Origin of the sequence: Modicisalibacter ilicicola DSM 19980 (assembly GCF_900128925.1) — a bacterium.
Taxonomy (GTDB): Bacteria; Pseudomonadota; Gammaproteobacteria; order Pseudomonadales; family Halomonadaceae; genus Modicisalibacter; species Modicisalibacter ilicicola.
Genome location: NZ_FQUJ01000008.1, coordinates 42,551 through 60,017, shown reverse-complemented (window position 1 = coordinate 60,017; position 17,467 = coordinate 42,551). Strand labels below are relative to the sequence as shown.

At 63.7% G+C, this 17,467-nt stretch carries 13 protein-coding genes; 6 read left to right on the top strand and 7 right to left on the bottom strand.

The features are described 5' to 3' along the window. Positions 1–30 precede the first annotated feature (30 nt). Both BUA41_RS10195 and BUA41_RS10190 read left to right on the top strand, forming a co-directional pair. On the top strand, positions 31–654 hold the full coding sequence (locus BUA41_RS10195) for a DUF938 domain-containing protein (RefSeq protein ID WP_084671403.1): 624 nt from the start codon (positions 31–33) through the stop codon (positions 652–654). A gap of 85 nt (positions 655–739) precedes the next feature. After that, positions 740–997, top strand: coding sequence for a hypothetical protein (locus BUA41_RS10190; RefSeq protein WP_072822418.1), 258 nt, complete (start codon positions 740–742; stop codon positions 995–997). 75 nt (positions 998–1,072) lie between these two features. On the opposite strand, the gene BUA41_RS10185 is transcribed toward BUA41_RS10190, so the two are convergent. The 6 genes from BUA41_RS10185 to BUA41_RS10160 all read right to left on the bottom strand — a co-directional run bounded on the left by BUA41_RS10185 (position 1,073) and on the right by BUA41_RS10160 (position 11,299). After that, positions 1,073–2,485 (bottom strand): PhoH family protein, encoded by a 1,413-nt coding sequence (locus BUA41_RS10185; protein WP_072822416.1) that lies wholly within the window; start codon positions 2,483–2,485, stop codon positions 1,073–1,075. A gap of 192 nt (positions 2,486–2,677) precedes the next feature. Continuing rightward, positions 2,678–3,694, bottom strand: coding sequence for a patatin-like phospholipase family protein (locus BUA41_RS10180; RefSeq protein WP_072822414.1), 1,017 nt, complete (start codon positions 3,692–3,694; stop codon positions 2,678–2,680). 154 nt (positions 3,695–3,848) lie between these two features. Continuing rightward, the gene (locus tag BUA41_RS10175) at positions 3,849–6,878 is read right to left on the bottom strand and encodes a CARDB domain-containing protein (RefSeq protein WP_072822412.1); all 3,030 of its coding nucleotides are present in this window, start codon (positions 6,876–6,878) and stop codon (positions 3,849–3,851) included. A gap of 337 nt (positions 6,879–7,215) precedes the next feature. Then, positions 7,216–8,580, bottom strand: a complete 1,365-nt coding sequence (locus BUA41_RS10170) for a Na+/H+ antiporter NhaC family protein (protein ID WP_072822410.1) — start codon at positions 8,578–8,580, stop codon at positions 7,216–7,218. A 56-nt stretch (positions 8,581–8,636) separates the two neighbouring features. Next, positions 8,637–9,926: an NAD(P)/FAD-dependent oxidoreductase gene (locus BUA41_RS10165; protein WP_072822408.1), complete on the bottom strand. Its 1,290-nt coding sequence runs from the start codon at positions 9,924–9,926 to the stop codon at positions 8,637–8,639. 14 nt (positions 9,927–9,940) lie between these two features. After that, on the bottom strand, positions 9,941–11,299 hold the full coding sequence (locus BUA41_RS10160) for a glutamine synthetase family protein (protein ID WP_072822406.1): 1,359 nt from the start codon (positions 11,297–11,299) through the stop codon (positions 9,941–9,943). 170 nt (positions 11,300–11,469) lie between these two features. Between BUA41_RS10160 and BUA41_RS10155 the strand changes: the two genes are divergently transcribed. Continuing rightward, positions 11,470–12,129, top strand: coding sequence for a GntR family transcriptional regulator (locus BUA41_RS10155; RefSeq protein ID WP_072822404.1), 660 nt, complete (start codon positions 11,470–11,472; stop codon positions 12,127–12,129). Here BUA41_RS10155 and BUA41_RS10150 read toward each other — a convergent pair. After that, positions 12,126–12,455 (bottom strand): hypothetical protein, encoded by a 330-nt coding sequence (locus BUA41_RS10150; RefSeq protein WP_084671397.1) that lies wholly within the window; start codon positions 12,453–12,455, stop codon positions 12,126–12,128. The two genes, BUA41_RS10155 and BUA41_RS10150, sit on opposite strands and share 4 nt — an antisense overlap. Before the next feature lie 162 nt (positions 12,456–12,617). On the opposite strand from BUA41_RS10150, the gene BUA41_RS10145 reads away from it, so the two are divergent. The 3 genes from BUA41_RS10145 to rbbA all read left to right on the top strand — a co-directional run bounded on the left by BUA41_RS10145 (position 12,618) and on the right by rbbA (position 17,464). Beyond that, entirely contained in the window at positions 12,618–13,517 is a 900-nt protein-coding gene (locus BUA41_RS10145) for a LysR substrate-binding domain-containing protein (protein ID WP_072822402.1), read from the top strand. Between the two features lie 234 nt (positions 13,518–13,751). After that, on the top strand, positions 13,752–14,732 hold the full coding sequence (locus BUA41_RS10140) for an HlyD family secretion protein (protein WP_072822400.1): 981 nt from the start codon (positions 13,752–13,754) through the stop codon (positions 14,730–14,732). Continuing rightward, the gene (gene rbbA / locus BUA41_RS10135) at positions 14,732–17,464 is read left to right on the top strand and encodes a ribosome-associated ATPase/putative transporter RbbA (protein WP_072822398.1); all 2,733 of its coding nucleotides are present in this window, start codon (positions 14,732–14,734) and stop codon (positions 17,462–17,464) included. Before BUA41_RS10140 ends, rbbA begins: the two co-directional genes overlap by 1 nt. The last annotated feature ends 3 nt before the right edge of the window (positions 17,465–17,467 follow it).

Genomic DNA, 17,467 nt, shown 5'->3' with positions numbered 1-17,467 from the left:
GAACGGTTTCGACAAGGCAATGAATCGATGATGGAAAACTCGAGTGATCATCGTCTTTCCAGCCCCGCCGCGGCCCGCAACCGCGATCCCATACTCGCGGTGTTGCGCGAGGTGCTGCCGAGCCGGGGCAAGGTACTGGAGATCGCCAGTGGCAGTGGCGAGCACGCGCTGCATTTCGCCCGGCACCTGCCGGATCTGCTCTGGCAGCCCAGCGATCCCGATCCCGCGGCGCTGGCGTCCATCGCCGCCTGGCGTGACAGCGAGTCGCTCGACAACCTGCTCGAGCCGGTGCGACTGAACGTTGTCGAGACACCCTGGCCAGAGCAGGAGTGCGACGCCCTGATATGCATCAACATGATCCATATCGCGCCCTGGGAGGCGACCGAGGCGCTGTTCGCCGGCGCCGGCGATATGCTGGACAGGGGGGGAGTGCTCTACCTGTACGGCCCGTTCAAGCGCGCGGGCCGGCATACTGCGGCAAGCAATGCCGCCTTCGACGACACCCTGCGCCGGCGCGATCCGCGCTGGGGCATTCGTGACCTGAACGATGTAGAGGCGCTGGCCCATGAGCATGGCCTGGGTATCGAGCGCATCGTCGAGATGCCGGCCAACAACCTCAGCGTGGTACTGCGTCGGCGGGAGGGGGCCGCGTGACTTGATTAATCGGGCGTTGGCCCAAACACTGTAATCGATACCGATCCCAGGATTGGTGACGACAGGTCAAGAAAGGAGGCTATCCATGTCCGTGTCCGATTTCGCCGAAGAATTTCGTCTCGACAAGCCCTGTCCCAGTTGCGGCAGCCATCTCATGCGTGTGTCCCAGGAAAAGAATCCGGACGACAAGGTATTCTGCGCCTCCTGCAACACCTATGTATGCCTCTACCGAGAAGCCGAAGAGCGCCTCGACAACGACCCCAAGAGTGAAAAAGAGGAACTCATCGAAAGTGTGACCAACAAGCACTTCGACAAGAGTTCGGACGAAAATCCGGACCGCTGATAGCTGATAGCATCACGAACCTCGACGACGACGGCCCGCCTGAGCGGGCCGTCGATCATCGGGCCAAGGGAGGCGCTAGATCAGCTCTTCCGCCGCCAGCGCCAGGCGCGAGCGTTCGACGCTCTTCAGTGTGACATGGCCGGCATGGGGCCAGTCGCGAAAGCGCTCGACGACCGCAGCCATGCCGCAGGTATTGGCGCTGAGGTAGGGGGTGTCGATCTGACCGACGTTGCCGAGGCAGACGATCTTGGTGTTGCGCCCGGCTCGGGTGATCAGCGATTTCAACTGCTTGGGCGTGAAGTTCTGTGCCTCGTCGATGATCAGGAAGGTGTCGTTCAGGGTGCGTCCGCGCATGAAGGTCGGCGAGCGAATCTGCACCCGTGAACCGATCAGCTGGCGTGTGGCACCCTCGTTCCAGCTCGAGGTACCCTCCTTCTCGTCGCGCAGCAGGTTGTCCATGTTGTCGTGGAAGGCACCCATCCACGGCGACATCTTCTCCTCCTCGGTGCCGGGCAAGAAGCCGATGTCCTCGCCCATGGGAATCGGTGCCCGGGTGAAGACGATGCGCTCGAACAGCTTGGTGTCCAGGGTCTGCTGGAAGGCCGCAGCCAGGGTCATGAAGGTCTTGCCGGTCCCGGCGCTGCCGGCGATGGTGACCAGGTCGATCTCGGGGTCCATCAGCAGGTTGAGGGTGAAGTTCTGACGGCTATCGTGGGCATGCACGCCCCACACGCCGGCGTGGTGGCGATAGTTGGTCAGCAGTTGCAGTCGTGCACTGCTCGGGGTGAGGTGGCGCACGATGGCCTCGAAGTCGGCCCCGTTGTCACTGTCTGAGACCAGCATGCCGACGTGCCAGTCGGCGGGCATCTCGCCACTGAGCTGATAGAAGGTGTGATGATCGACTCGCTCGACCTGGACCTCGACGTTGAGCGACTCCCACAGGCTCGTGCCGTCCTTGCCGGCGGCGGTATAGACCTTGGTCCCCTCGATCATCGCATCGCTGTCGCTGAAGACGCGATCGTTGCGGTAGTCCTCCACCGGCACGTTCAGCGCCGACGCCTTGACCCGCAGATTGATGTCCTTGGTGACCAGGATCACCGAGGCGTCGGGGCGTTCATCCCGCAGGCGGCAGGTCTCGGCGAGGATGCGGTTGTCGGGGCTGTCCTCCAGGTGGTCGAGGGGCTGCAGGTCGCTGTAGCAGAGAAAGCGCAGGCGTCCGGTCTGGCCGGCAGCGACGGTGAGAGGAATGCCGTGCCGTATTTCGTCGAAGGAGACCTCGGCGGTGAGTTCGGAGAGGGTGCGGCTGACCTGGCGGGCGGTGCGAGCGATTTCGCGTATGCCGTTCTTGTGCTTGTCGAGTTCCTCGAGCACGGTCATGGGGATGACCACGTCGTGTTCCTCGAAGTGGTAGAGGGCAGAGGGGTCGTGAATCAGGACATTGGTATCGAGTACGTAAAGGCGGGTGGCTTTCTTGTCGATTCGTACCATCGGCGTAGGCACTCCTGGAAGTGACGGCGATAACGACGCTGGCAGCGATGGGTGTCATTCGGATGACATGGCCTCCTGGCGTCGCCTTCCTGAACTCCGATCGTGGGGCTCCTCTTCAGGTGGGTTGTCTTGTCAAGATGAACCGTATGTACGAAAGACGTCAATGCCGACATTCCACGCTCATGGCGACGCTTACATGTAGACCGTATCGATATCCAGGGTCGAGCGCTCGCCAAGGGCATCGAAATGCTCGTCGAGCCAGCGCTCGGCGGTACGCCGGCCTTGCTGCTTCAGGTGCTTCAGGAAGAGCCATTCGGCATTGAGCTTGCTCGACACGGAAAGCGAATGCAGGGTGTCTTCGGCATCGATGCGGTGGAAGTGCGTGTCGCGATAGCATTCGAGATCGCTGTCGCTGACCTCGATGAGTCGCTTGAGCATGGCGATGGTGCGCACCTCCTTGATCAGCGAGGCGTTGAAGGTGATCTCGTTCATGCGATTGAGAATCTCGGCGGCGCTGCGCGGCACCTTGTCGCGATAGATGGGGTTGATCTGCACGATGGCGATGTCGCGTGAATCGCACTCCTCCATCAGTGGAAACAGCGCCGGATTACCGACATAGCCCCCGTCCCAGTAGGCCTCGCCATCGATCTCAACAGCCTTGTAGAGAAATGGCAGGCAGGCGGATGCCATGACCGCATCCAGGTCCATCTCCTCGCGACGAAAGACCCGCTGCTTGCCCGACCGCACGTTGGTTGCCGAGACGAAGAGCTTCAGGTAGCGGCAGGCCCGCACCCGCTCGAAATCGACATGGGAATCGATGATGTCACGCAGGGGATCGATGCCCAGCGGATTGAATTGATAGGGCGACACGACACGGCTGAAGATATCGAACGTCAGGTAGCCCGGGGAGTAGTCGAGGCTCCAGTTGCCCATCCACATGTCGAGAGGGGTGCGCTTGATGGGGCTGAGCAGTGCCGCCTTGCTCACCGCGGACCAGAAGCTCTCGAGCTTTTCCCGGGCAATCTCCTCGCTGCCTTCCAGCAGCCCATCGGCGGTGACAACGCCATTCATGGCCCCGGCACTGGTGCCGCTGATGCCCTCGATGCGCACGCGAGGGCTTTCAAGCAGATGATCGATCACGCCCCAAGTGAAGGCACCGTGGGCGCCGCCGCCTTGCAGGGCCAGATTGATCGCCTTGACCTCGCTCATGGATCTCCCGTGGGCAGCGTGATGCCGTGTCGTTGTGCATTGCAATATCCACCAGCATAGCCGTGACTGGCGCTGGCGACAAACACAATGACCGAACACATGCTGCAAGCCAACATCCGGCGCGGTGCTGCCACTGTGAACGCACGGCACCGGCCTAGAAAGTAACGCAGCGCTCGTTGTTGCCCTCTTCGCTCTCGTCGACCTCGTTGGCCGGGGCATCGGCGGTGAGGCAGATTTCGCGCTCGGCAGACGGTTCGAAGGGATAGCCCACGGTGAGCGTCTCGGTGGTCGCCGCTGAGGGGGCGAGGCCGCCGGGCACCGGCACGCTGTCCAGGGAGTCGCCGCTGTCGCTTCGTGAAATGTCGACGCTGAATGCATTCGCCGCGGCGGCACCGATGTTGCGCACCGTGAAGCGCAGGCTGACACGACAGCGCCGTGGCCCGCAGATGGCGTCGATCGAGAGAGTCTCGTCGATCACCAGATCGGCCAGCGGCTTATCGCCATTTCGCGTCTCGAGACGTCGTTCGATGGCGCGCTCGACATGGATGGCACTGTGGTCCTCCGCGGTGCCCTCGGCATTGAGCGTCGCGGTGCTGTAGACGCCGGTCACCTCGAGCGGCTGGTCGCTGATGATCGTCACATAGCCATCGATCACCGACGCAGGCAGGTTGCCGTCGAAGATGCGCTCGCGGATATCGTTGCACTCGGTGGCCAGCGCCAGGCCTGGGGGCAGGCTGTCACGGCCCAACGGCCAGGTCTTGCCGGGGTGCTGGCGCCCCGGCGGAATGGCCAGCGCCAGCGTCTTCTCGAGCCGTGCCGGGCGATCGCCGAGGTTGAAGGCATTGATGGTGGTAGCGTAATGGCCCCGGGCAAGCCGCAGATCGGTGGTGCTGGATTGTGTGCCGCAAACCAGCTTGGCCAGGTAGTGGAACGGTTCTCGGGGCGTGCCTTCGACCTCCCGGGCGTCCTTGGCGATTTTCTGGGCAAACAGTTCGCTGCGACCGCGTCCGTTGCTGCCGACGAAAGAGAGTGTCGTAGTCAGCACCACCGCCTCGTATTGGGCGACCGCCTCGGGGATCTCGCGGCTGTAGCAGTTGCCCGTGGTGATCGGCCCGACGGCGGCCGGCAGGTCGGAGAGGGCCTCGCCCTGGGCGGCCAGTTCTCCGGGCAGGTCGTCACCATTCAACGCTTCCAGTTCCACCGGCAATTCCAGCGTCGCGTAGGCAGGCTGGCCGATGGCGATTGCCTGACCATCCAAGCGGTCGTTGCACAAGAAGGCCGTGACGACACGCCCAACGGGATCGTAGGTGAAATCCACCGTTGTCATGGGGATGTCGCCGATGTTGCCCGAACCGGTCCAGAAGGTGTCGATGGTGGGCACGTCCGCTTCCAGCACGAAGCCCACGTGGGCCAGATCGCCGGGCTGAAGGGGCCCGGGCTGGGGATCGACAAAGGCCAGGGTCGTCTGATCGGTCCCGGCGTCGTGGCTGATCTCATGATCCTGGAAGGGATTGGCGTCGCCGTGATAGATACCGCCGAAAGCGTCGCTGACGTCGCCGGGAAAGATGAAGTCCAGGTCCGTGGCCGGCTGGTCGGCCACCAGGTCGACATCGACGTTGATCCAGGTCCCGTTGCCGGTCTGCAACAGTGTCGCCGCATACACTTCCTGGCCACCTTCACGAGTGTCCATCCAGAGTGTCGCCGCCCGGTCGACCTGATGGTGGAAGGTGGCATTCTCGGCGACGGTGGCGGCGACCTGCAGGTAGTCACCGATGAAACCGCCGAGGAACTGGGCATTGGTGGAGGGCGCCGTGGTCATCCGCGCATTGGGCGAGAAGCTGGCGCCGCTGTCGGTGGAGTGGCTGAAGTAGAGGTGGAAACGCAGGTTGTCCGGATCGTCGCGGCGGTCGTAGAAGGAGACGTTGATCTTGCAATTCTCGTCGACGTCTATCCAGGGGGAGAACTGGTCGTGGCCGCTGTCGTCGTCGTTGACGCGCCGGGTGAAGGCGCCGGGCCAGGTCTCGCCGCCATCCTCGGAGCGCTTGAAGAAGATGTCGCCGTTGCCGAAGCGGTAGTCGGCGAAGACGATGTAGAGATGCCCGTAGTAGGGGCTCATGGGATTGCGGCACACGTCGAGGCTGGGGAAGCTGTTGACCCGGAAGGCGTTGTCCGGATTGAACTCGGGGTCGCCGTGCTCGCCGATCAGCGAGGGAAAGTCATTGCTGGTGCCGCCGGTGCTGATGGTGCGGATCGGGAAGCGTACCAGATTGCCCTCCACCACCACGTCATCACCGAAGCTCTGCCCGCCGTCGGTGGAGCGATCGAACAGGATGCGTCCGCCGCTATCGCCCACCGCCCGTCGCCAGGCGGCGTAGAGGGTCTCGCTGCTGCCGTCCGGGTCGGAGAAGGTCCAGGTCGCCAGCACCACTCCCTGGTTGCGGCTGGTATCGGGGTCGCTGATCTCGACGTTGTCGGCGGGTGCGGGGGCGGAGAAGCTCGCGCCACCGTCGTCGGAGCCGGCGAGGCGGATATCGCCCTGGTGCATCCAGGCCAGGTAGACCTTGTCGGTGAGATCGCCGGTGGTGAGGAACTCCTTGTCGTGGAAGTCGAAGCTGCCGTTGCCGGTGATCACCTCGGTGGGGGCACCGAAGCTCGCCCCGCCGTCGGTGGACTTGAATACGTAGAGCGCCGAATCGCTGGTTTCCAGGTCGACATTCAAGCAGGCGTAGTAGAGATCGCCGTTGGCGTCGAAGGCCAGCGAGGGATCGCCGCCGAGCACGTAACCCGGCTGGGTCGGCAACAGGCCGCCGCTCCAGGTCTGGCCGGCATCGTTGGAGGCATAGAAGCCGCAACTGCTCTGCCGTCGTCCGTTGACGACGATGGGGCCGCTGTAGTCGTTGGCCCCGCCGACCCAGTTGTCGTGGTCGGTGGGATTGACGTCCAGGGTGGTCTCGTTCTGGGCGCAGGCGGTCGGCGAATCCTCGGCGCAGGCGCCGGGGCTCTCGTTGGCGCGCACGTTGGGCAGCACCAGGACGCCGCCGGGGTCGCGCTCGAGTTCGTCCTCGGGGGCGATCGGCGGCACCAGTGGCTCGACGACCAGCGGGGGCGGGAAGTAAAGCGGCTCGTTCGCCGCGGCCACCGACATGCCTGCCATGCCCCAAAGCAGGGCAGCGGCCAGAAGCACGGGGCCAAGCCCACCGCAAGGATGGCCTGCCACATCGATAGGTAGGGTGCCCGCAGGCAGGAGGGCCTTCGCTCTCGTCCGTGAATTCGCTTGCACACGAGGGCTCTTCGCCGGGGGCGTGTCGTTGAACATCGCCAACCCCCGAAGAACGTCTTCTTTCTTCAGCCAATAGAGAAAGATTAGTACGGAAAGCGGCACTCCGGAGGCTAAACAAGCAATAAAATTTCACGCATCAACCTTGCAGGGCGTGCTGCCTTGCCGATGCATTGACTCGTGTGTTGTTCGAGAAGCCGACACGGTCCATGTCGCATTGCATCGAGTCCCGTCCGAAAGCGGATCACAAGTATCCCAGCACCAGATATCCCGCAGCAGCGATACAGCCTGCCAGGGCGGCGTAGGGCAACTGGGTGAAGGCGTGCTGGAAGGGTGTGCAGCCGCTGGCCTGGGCAGTCAGTACCGTGGCATCCGAGTAGAAGCAGGCGTGGCTGCCGAAGGTGCTGGCCGAGAGCGTGGCGCCGATCACCAGGGTCATGTCGGCCCCCAGGTTGCGCCCGAGCACGGTGACGATCGGTAGGATGATCACGAACACGCCCCAGTTGGAACCGGTGGCAAAGGAGACGAAGCCCATGATGGTGAAGATGATGAAGGGCAGCATCTCGGCATTGATCAGCGGTTGCACGGTGGTGATCACGTAATCGGCAAGTCCCAGCGAGGTATTGACCTCGTTGAAGAGGAAGGCCGCCACCAGTACCGCCAGCGCATCGAGCATCGACTTGAAGCCCTCCAGGATGTTGTCGAAGGTCTGGGTAGGCGAGAGCTTCCTGAGGCCGATGAAGGCCACGATCATGCCCGCCAGGGTGACGAAGATGCCCATCAGGAAGTCGAGATCGAACCACCAGGTGAAGAAGGCCAGCGAGGCCATGGGCAGCAGGAACATCCAGATACTGCCCTTGGTATCGTCCTGGGCCTCGAGGTGGGCGATCTCGTCGTCGATATGCTCCGCTCCCGGGGGGACGCACTGGCCAGTATCTTCTGCGCGCTGCTCGGCCTTCTTCATGGGGCCGAAAGCAGGAATCCAGCGGAAGATGACCAGCGGCACGAGGATGACGGCGATCCACGGGTAGAACATGTAGGGGATGGCCTGGATATAGGTCCATACGCCCTGGCCATCCTCGGCGATGCCGTTCTTCTCGATCAGCGCGCCAAAGAATACTGCCCAGGTCGAGATCGGAATCAGTACGCTGATCGGCGCTGCCGTGGAGTCGATCACGTAGGCCAGCATCTCGCGGGAGGTCTTGAAGCGATCGGTCACCTTGCGCATCGAGGTGCCGACGGCCAGCGAGTTCAGATAGTCATCCACGAACAGGATGATCCCCATGAACCAGCAGCCCATCAGCGCCCGGGGCTTGTTGACGGTATAGCGCATCAGGCCGTCGGCAAAGGCCTTCGAGGAGCCTGACTTGAGCAGCAGGGCGATGATGCTGCCCATGAGCCCGCAGACCATGATGACCCAGGCGACATCTTCGTCGGTCATCACCGTCAGCAGGTTGTCGGCGAGGCTGCTCAGGGCGTCGCCAGGGGAGAGCATCAGGGTGCCAATGAAGGCACCGGTCACCAGGGGTTCGAGGGCGCGCCTCGTCCATAGCGCGAGCACCAGGACGATCGCGGTAGGCAGCAGCACCAGGGGACCAGTGATTTCCATCGTGTATCACCTCGAGTGTCTTGTTGTCGTGTCTTCGGGTTGGATTCGATCAGCGCTCAGCGCAGTTTTTCGAGCAGCTGGTAGTACCACATGCCGGCCGCCAGCAAGGCATTGCCCAGGCGGTCGTTGAGGGGGATGCGGATGTGCTTCACCTTGGCGAAGGTATCGAACTCCTCGAGGCTGCCGCAGAGGGCATTGGCCATGATCTCGCCGATGATGTGCGAGGTGGCGATGCCGTGGCCGGAGTAGCCCTGGGCGTAGTAGACGTTGCCGGACAGCTTGCCGAGCTGCGGAATGCGGTTGATGACGATGCCGGCCATGCCCTGCCATTGGAAGTCGATGTCGACTCCTGAAAGCTGGGGGAAGGTGTGTTCGAGGCGCGGGCGCAGCTCGCCGGCGATGTCCTCGGAATCTCGACCGGAGTAGTTGGCGCCACCCCCGAACAGCAGACGCTTGTCGGCGGTGAGACGGTAGTAGTCGAGCACGAAGCGGGTGTCGTAGACGGCGAGATCGTCGGGGTTGATTTCGCTGGCGAGTTCGGGCGACAGCGGCGAGGTAGTGACGATGCCCAACGCCGCCGGGAACAGCTTGCCACCCAGGCGCTTGCGCTCGAGCCGATGGTAGGCGTTGCCGGCGAGGATCACGCTGTTCGCCGTCACGCGACCATGCTCGCCGACCACCACCGGGGTATCGCCGTGCTGGATGTCGACCACCGACGAGTGCTCGAAGACCAGTGCGCCGAGGCTCGCCGCGGCACGGGCCTCGCCCAGACACAGGTTGAGCGGGTGCAGGTGCATGTTGTAATCGTTGCGGATGGCACCGTGGTAAAGCGTGGTGCCGACGACCTGCCGCACCGCATCGGCATCCAGCCAATGCACGTATTCGCCGATCGCATGGCGCTGGGACTGCTCGAAATCCTTCTTCAACGCACGGACATGGCTTGGCTTGTAGGCCGCCTGCAGGTGGCCGTGCTTGAGATCGCAGGGGATGGCGTATTTCTCGACGCGCTGCTTGATGATGCGATGGCCCCGCCAGCGCAGGTTCCAGACGAAATCCTGTGCCTGATCGCCGAGCGTATTGCGCATCTGTCTGGCCATGGCGTCCTGGCCGGAGAGGCTGCCGGTGACCTGGCCGCCGTTGCGCCCGCTTGCGCCCCAGCCGATCTTGTGGGCCTCGATGATGGCCACGCGGTAACCGCGCTCAGCGAGTTCGACCGCCGTAGCCACGCCGGTGAAGCCGCCGCCGACAATGGCGACGTCCACGCGATGCTCGCCCTCCAGCTTGGGGTAGGCGGATTCCTCGATGATCGAAGCGGCGTAATAGGACACGCAGCGTGGCTGGGTCATGGTGTCTCCTCGTCCTAGAGGCGTGTCAGGTAGGTCAGGTGATCGATGTCCGTGACGGTTGCCAGCAGGCGTTGGGCCTCGTGGCGTTTCACCTTGGCATAGAGGTCGCGATACGCCGTGCCAAGGATGTCGGCCATGGCGTCGGAGGCGGCAAAGCGCTCGATGGCCAGCAGCCAGTCATGCGTGAGCCGATCCAAGGGCTGCGATGCCTCGTTCTGATCGATCGCCGGTGGCGGCGGGATGCGCTGTTCCAGCCCTTGCAGCATGCCGCCGAGCAGTGCGGCGGTGACCAGGTAAGGGTTGGCATCGGCGCCGGCCACACGATGCTCCAGTCGTGCTGCAGGACCGCGGCATTCGGGAATACGCACCGCCGCGCCGCGATGATCGTAGCCCCAGTTGCATTCGATGGGGGCAAAGCAGTCGGGCTGGAAGCGCCGGTAGGAATTGGCGTGGGGGGCGAAGACCGCCTGGGCCTCGAGCAGACCTTGCATGACGCCACCGACAGCCGCCTCGAGATGGCCGGCACCGTTGTCCCGATCGAGGATGTTGTGACCCGCGTCGTCGATCACGCTGACATGCAGGTGCATGCCCGACCCTGCCTGTTCGGTGTAAGGCTTGGCCATGAAGGTGCTGGCCAGGTCATGACGTCTGGCGGCCTGCGCCACCAGGCGCTTGAAATAGAGGGCGTCGTCGGCAGCGGCCAGGGCATCCTCGCGATGCCACAAGTTGACCTCGAACTGGCCGGGGCCGAATTCGGCGATCAGCGTATCGGCTGGCACCCGCTGGAATACCGCATAGTCGCGGATCGTGTTCAGCACGTCGTCGAGGGCATCCATGGCATCCAGCTCGTAGAGCTGCAACCCCTTGGGCACGCCGCCGGGGCACAAGGCCCGGGGAGGCGAGGGGTGGCCCGTATGCCGCCAATCCGCATCCAGAAGGTAGAACTCCAGCTCGATGGCTACCACCGGCGTCCAGCCATGCCGGTGGAAGCGCTCCACGACATTGGCGAGAATCCCACGGGGGTCCATGAAGCTCGGCGATCCATCCAGCGCATGCAGCGTAGTGAGCACCTGACTGGCCGAGGCCCAGGGCAAGGGCACCAGCGTGCGTTCGTCGGCCCGGCACTCGCCGTCGGGATCGCCGATCGACTGGGACAGGCCGGTCAGCTCGTCGTTGTCGGCTCCCCAGATATCCAGGGACTGGGTGGACAGAGGCAGGCGGACCTTGCCGTTCATCACCTTGTCGAGCTGATCGGCGGGTACCCACTTGCCACGTGGAATGCCGTTCATGTCGACGCAGAGTACTTCGATCCGCTCGTTGTGGGCGCTGGAAGCTTGAAGCTTCGTGTCCGTGGAATCCGTCGCTGTCTGCATGAGTCGATTCACGCTATTGTTGGGATTGTGTGATCACAGGCGTGTGATCACACTAGCAGAGGCTCACGGGGTCAACAAGCGTGGATCACGGTTCGCGGAACACGCTGAGGTATGCTTTCCATCAAGCATGAAATCCAGGTACGAAGAAGACAGAGGCCGAAGACGCCAGCATGACCGAGGAACTGAATGCCAGGCGAGACGTATTCTCGCCCGATACCGCCTCGACGCGCTTGCATCAAGCACTGCGCACGCGCATGTGCGAGGGTGACTTCACGCCAGGTGAAGTGATCTCGATCCGGCGTATCGCCGCCGAATACGGCACCAGCGCCATGCCCGCGCGGGAGGCGCTGCGTTGGCTGGTCACCGAGGGCGCGCTGGTGTTTTCCGACAGCCGCAAGATCATCGTGCCAAAACTGAGTCGCGAACGCTTTCAGGAAGTGCTGTACGCGCGCAAGAACCTGGAAACCGAGGTCTCGCGTCGGGCCTTTGGCCATATCACCGCGCCCGATGTCGATGAACTGGTACGTATCGACGAGCAGATCAACGGCGCCATCGCGCAAGGTGACATCGTTCGCTACATGCGCGGCAACTACCAGTTTCATTTCCTTATCTATCGGCTCAGCCAGTCATGCGTGCTGTTACCGCTGATCGAGATTCTCTGGCTGCAATATGGCCCCAGCATGCGCTATATCTGCACACGCTGGGGCGCCTCGAGCATCGCCGACGATCACCATCGCGACGTGACCGAGGCACTCAGGCAGGGTGACCAGGAAGGCTTCTGTCGAGCGATCGCCGCGGATATCGAACAGGGCATGATGCTGTTGAATTAGCGGGGTTTCAGGCGTTGTGCACGGCGCCGTTGCAGTGCCTTGAAGGCATCCTCCCGCCAGGGGAGGCGTGCGGCCCATTCGATGTCTTCCCGGTTGTGGCCCATGTCGTCGAGGATATGATCGTCGTGATCGAGCAGGGGCAGGAAACGCCGGCGAAAGCGCTGACGACGCACCAGGGCGCGAACCCAGGTCTCCACGGCGTTGATCAAGCCCATGGGTGGCATGGCCGGCATATAGAACTCGCGTATGGGCTGCCTGGGCAGCGGTGGCCGAGCCGGCTGTTTCACTTCGCACTGCAGACGATCAAGCAACTTGAGGTTGGACATGACGACACCTCCTGATAAGCGGCCATGCAAGTGGGTAGCCGCCGGTAGGGTTGTGGAGCAGTGAGGGTCGCGACCTCGAGTAGACAGAATGGTCTGGCCTGATTGTTCAATCAAACGAAAAGAACTACATTTACCTTTAAGAAAAACTGAAAGGTAAGCAGCATGACACTTACCCCTGCGCCAACCCGCAATACCGCCTTGCCGCTGCTGGACACGGAAGTGCTGCGAACCTTCGTGGTCATCGCCGAGAGCGGCAGCTTCACCCGTGCCGCCGAGCAGGTCTTCCGCACGCCTTCCGCCTTGAGCATGCAGATCAAGCGGTTGGAAGAAACTCTCGGACAACGTCTGTTTCTGCGCGAGGCGCGCCGGGTGAAGTTGACTCCGGAAGGGGAGGTGTTGCTGAGCTATGGCCGACGTCTGCTCAAGCTCAACGAAGAGGCGGTGACGCAGTTTCTTGCCCCCTCGCTGGAAGGCACGGTGCGTTTCGGTACCCCCGACGACGTGGGGTCGCGCATCCTGCCGGGGGTACTGGCGAAATTCGCGCGCTCGCACCCGGCGGTACAGGTCGATGTGGTGGTCGGGCGCAGCGTGGACATGCTGGAGCGGTTGGATAGAGGCGAACTCGACCTGGTGCTGGTGACCTCCGGCAATCAAGGTGTGCAATCCGACCGCGGCGAGATCGTGCACACCGAGCCGCTGGTCTGGGCCTGTCTCGATGGGGGGATCGCCGTGCAGCGCACGCCGCTGCCCCTGGCGCTGGCCAACCAGGGTTGTGCCTGGCGCAGCATGGCGCTTTCCGCGCTGGACCGCAGCGGCCTGGCTTATCGCATCGCCTACACCAGCGAAAACTGCGCCGGGCAGGAAGCGGCACTGCTGGCCGACCTGGCGGTGGCACCGCTGCCACTGAGCATGGTGCGCGCACCGCTGCGCGAAATGAACAACGAGGCCGGCCTGCCGCCCCTCGGCGAGTATCAGGTATTGATGATACATGGCACCGCTGCGGGTTCGGCAAGCGAGGTGCTGGCCGGCCATGTGGTGGACGCATTCCGCGGCCTGCGCTGAAACCGCTGATAGAACTCGTGTGACAAGCGCGTTGCCCGCTCGAACCGGATACGCGACATTCTGCCCCGGCTACATCACGCCACCATAGATAATAAGCTCGTTCAGCGAGATTCGAAGATTGCCTTCGAGTTCACCGATTGTTGTCTCGATGCTGCGCAGCTGGTGCGCTGAGGCCTGTCGAGCCAGTGCCCGGCATGCGCTTCGAGGTAGACGACCTCGACCAAGGATGAAGTCATGAAGAGATTTCGAACGATTATCATCGTTCTTGTGTTGGCAATCGTCGCTGCCGGCGGTGGGTATTACTGGTGGCAGCAACAGCAGAATGACTTGCCGGACGGGTTTGCCCGGGCCAACGGCCGGCTCGAGGCGACCCGCATCGATGTGGCGCTCAAGTTCGGCGGGCGAGTCGGCGAGATACTGGCGAGCGAAGGGCAGCGGGTCGAGGCGGGGGACGTCATCGCGCGCATCGATTCCACCGAGCTGGAAGCAGAGATTCGTGCCGCCGAGGCGGCGACCCGCCAGGCCGAGCAGGAACTGGCCCAGGCCGAGGCGCTGGTGATCCAGCGCGCGGGCGAGTTGGCCCTGGCCAGAGCCGAGCTGAAGCGCACCGAGACCCTGGCCGCACGCGGCTACGCCTCGAAGGAGGTATTGGATCAGCGCCGCTCGCAACGCATCACCGCCGATGCGGCCTTGAACACCGCCCGGGCCCAGGTGGCCGCCGCCGAGGCGGCGATCGAGGCCTCCGAAGCGAATGTCGCGGCCCTCGAGGCCAATCTTGCCGACTACACCCTGCACGCGCCCCGGGCCGGCCGGGTGCAGTACCGTCTGGCCGAGCCCGGGGAGGTCCTGGCGGCGGGGGACAAGGTCGTGTCGCTGCTCGATCTGACCGATGTCTACATGGACGTCTATCTCCCCACCGATCAGGCGGGCCGTCTGCGCTATGGCGGCGAGGCGCGGCTGGTGCTGGATGCGGCCCCGCAATACGTGATTCCCGCCGCGGTCGATTTCGTGGCCTCGGAGGCGCAGTTCACGCCGAAGTATGTCGAGACCGAAAGCGAGCGCGAGAAGCTGATGTTCCGTGTCAAGCTGCAGATCCCCGCAGAAGTCCTCGGCCGCTATCAGGAGGTGGTGAAAACCGGGGTGCCGGGAGTGGCCACGGTGCGCGTCGACCCCGAGGTACCGTGGCCCGAGACGCTTGCGGTGAAGCTGCCCTGATGACAGCGCTCAATGACTCGGTCGCGAGCCTTGGCGGCGTCACTCATCGCTACGGCAAGACCGCCGCCCTCGAGGAGGTGTCGGTGGAGATTCCCGCCGGTGGGATGGTGGGGGTGATCGGGCCGGACGGGGTAGGCAAGTCCACCCTGCTGGGACTGATCGCCGGGGTGCGGCACCTGCAATCCGGCACCGTGGAGGCGCTCGGTGGCTCGATGGGCGATCGGCAGCATCGCAATGCGGTCTGCGAGCGGATCGCCTACATGCCCCAGGGGCTGGGTCGCAACCTCTACCCGACGTTGTCGGTATTCGAGAATGTCGATTTCTTCGGTCGCCTCTATGGCCAGTCGGCCGCCGAACGCTCCGCGCGCATCGCCGAACTGCTGAAGAGCACCGGGCTCGCGCCGTTCGCCGAGCGACCCGCGGGCAAGCTCTCCGGCGGGATGAAGCAGAAGCTGGCCCTGTGCTGCGCGCTGATTCACGACCCGGACCTGCTCATCCTCGACGAGCCGACCACCGGCGTCGATCCGCTGTCGCGTCAGCAGTTCTGGGAGCTGATCGAGCGCATCCGGGCACGCCGCCCCGAGATGAGCGTGATCACCGCCACCGCCTACATGTCGGAGGCCGAGCGCTTCGAGCGGCTGATCGCCATGGATGCCGGCCGTATTCTGGCAGTCGGGACGCCGGATGCACTGAAGTCCGAGACCGACACCGAGACGCTGGAAGCCGCGTTCATCGCGTTGTTGCCTGAAGAAGATAGACAAGGTCATCGGGCTGTCATACTGCCGCCGCGCACCGCCCAGACGGGCCCGCCTGCCATCGAGGCGGAGGGATTGACCATGCGCTTCGGTGACTTCACCGCCGTCGATCACGTCAGCTTTCGCATCGAACCCGGGGAGATCTTCGGCTTTCTCGGCTCGAACGGCTGCGGCAAGACCACCACCATGAAGATGCTCACCGGCCTGTTGACCGCCAGCGAGGGCGAGGCGCGGCTGATGGGCAAGCCCATCGGTACCGACGCCATGGCGACCCGGCGTCGCGTGGGCTACATGTCGCAATCGTTTTCGCTCTATGCCGAGCTGTCGGTGCGGCGCAACCTGGTGCTGCATGCCGACCTGTTCCACCTGCCCAGGGCGCGCCGTGCTGCCCGGGTCGAGGAACTGATCGAACGCTTCGACTTGCGCGCGGTGGCGGAAGCGACCCCCGAAAGCCTGCCATTGGGTGTGCGCCAGCGTTTGCAACTCGCCGTGGCCGTGCTGCACGAGCCCGAACTGCTGATCCTCGACGAGCCGACCTCCGGCGTCGACCCGGTGGCCCGTGATGCCTTCTGGGCGCTGCTGATCGAGTTGTCGCGCCAGGATGGGGTGACGATCTTCATCTCCACCCATTTCATGAACGAAGCCGAGCGTTGCGACCGCATCTCGCTGATGCATGCGGGCAGGGTGCTGGCTCAGGGCGCGCCTGACGAATTGCGCCGGCAGCGAGGTGCAGCCACCCTCGAGGAGGCGTTCATCGCCTATCTGCAGGAGGCCGGGGCAGACGACGGTGCCCCCACGCAGTCGCTCGAGCTACCGGCTATGGGCGCCGCGCGCCGCCAGGCGACGCGTTGGCTGTCGCCCGCCCGCGTCTGGGCCTTCGCCCGGCGTGAGGCGATGGAAATCCTGCGCGATCCGATCCGTCTGGTCTTCGCCCTGTTTGGCCCGATCGTGCTGATGCTGGCGATGGGCTACGGCATCACCTTCGATGTCGAGAATCTCAGCTACGCGGCCCTGGATCAGGACCAGTCGCGGGAAAGCCGGATGTTCCTCGACGCCATGGCGAGTTCGCGCTATTTCGACGAGCAGCCCCCGATCGACGATTTCGCCGAGTTGGATCGGCGCATGAAGGCCGGCGAGATCTCGCTCGCGGTGGTGATTCCGCCCGAGTATGGCCGCGACCTTCTGGCGGACCGAACCCCACAGATCGGCGCCTGGCTCGATGGCTCGAACACCACCCGGGCGGAAACCGGTCGCGGTTACCTGCAAGGGGTGCTGTATGCGCACTTAGAGGATCTGTCGATGCGCGAGAGCGGGGAGATTCCCAGCTACTACCCTGCCACCGTAACCCCTCGCTTCCGCTACAATCAGGCCTTTCGCTCCCAGTACGCGATACCGCCCGGCGTGCTGATGATGCTGCTGATCATGATTCCGGCGATGCTCACGGCGCTTAGCGTGGTGCGCGAAAAGGAGATGGGGTCGATCCTCAATCTCTACGCCGCGCCTGTCCACAAGATCGAGTTCCTGCTCGGCAAACAGCTGCCCTATATCGGCGTGGCGATGGTCAGCTTCGCCAGCCTCGTGGTGCTGATGTTGATGGTGTTCGGCCTCGGCATGCCGGGCAGCTTCCTGGCCTTGGTGGTGGGGGCGCTGTTCTTCACCACCGCCGCCACCGCCTTCGGCCTGGTCGTCTCGACCTTTGTGCGCTCGCAGATCGCGGCGATCTTCGCCACGGCCATCATCGTCATGATTCCAACGGTCAATTTCTCGGGGATGATGTACCCGGTCTCCACCCTGGAGGGAGGGGCGGCGCTCATCGGCCAGGCGTTTCCAGCGCTCTATTTCCAGCAGATCAGCGCGGGGGTCTTCAACAAGGGCCTCGACTTCAGCGGGTTATACCCCCATCACCTGGTCCTCGTTGGCTTCTGCCTGCTCTTCTGGGGTATCGCCACCGCGCTGCTGCGCAAGCAGGAGGCCTGAGCC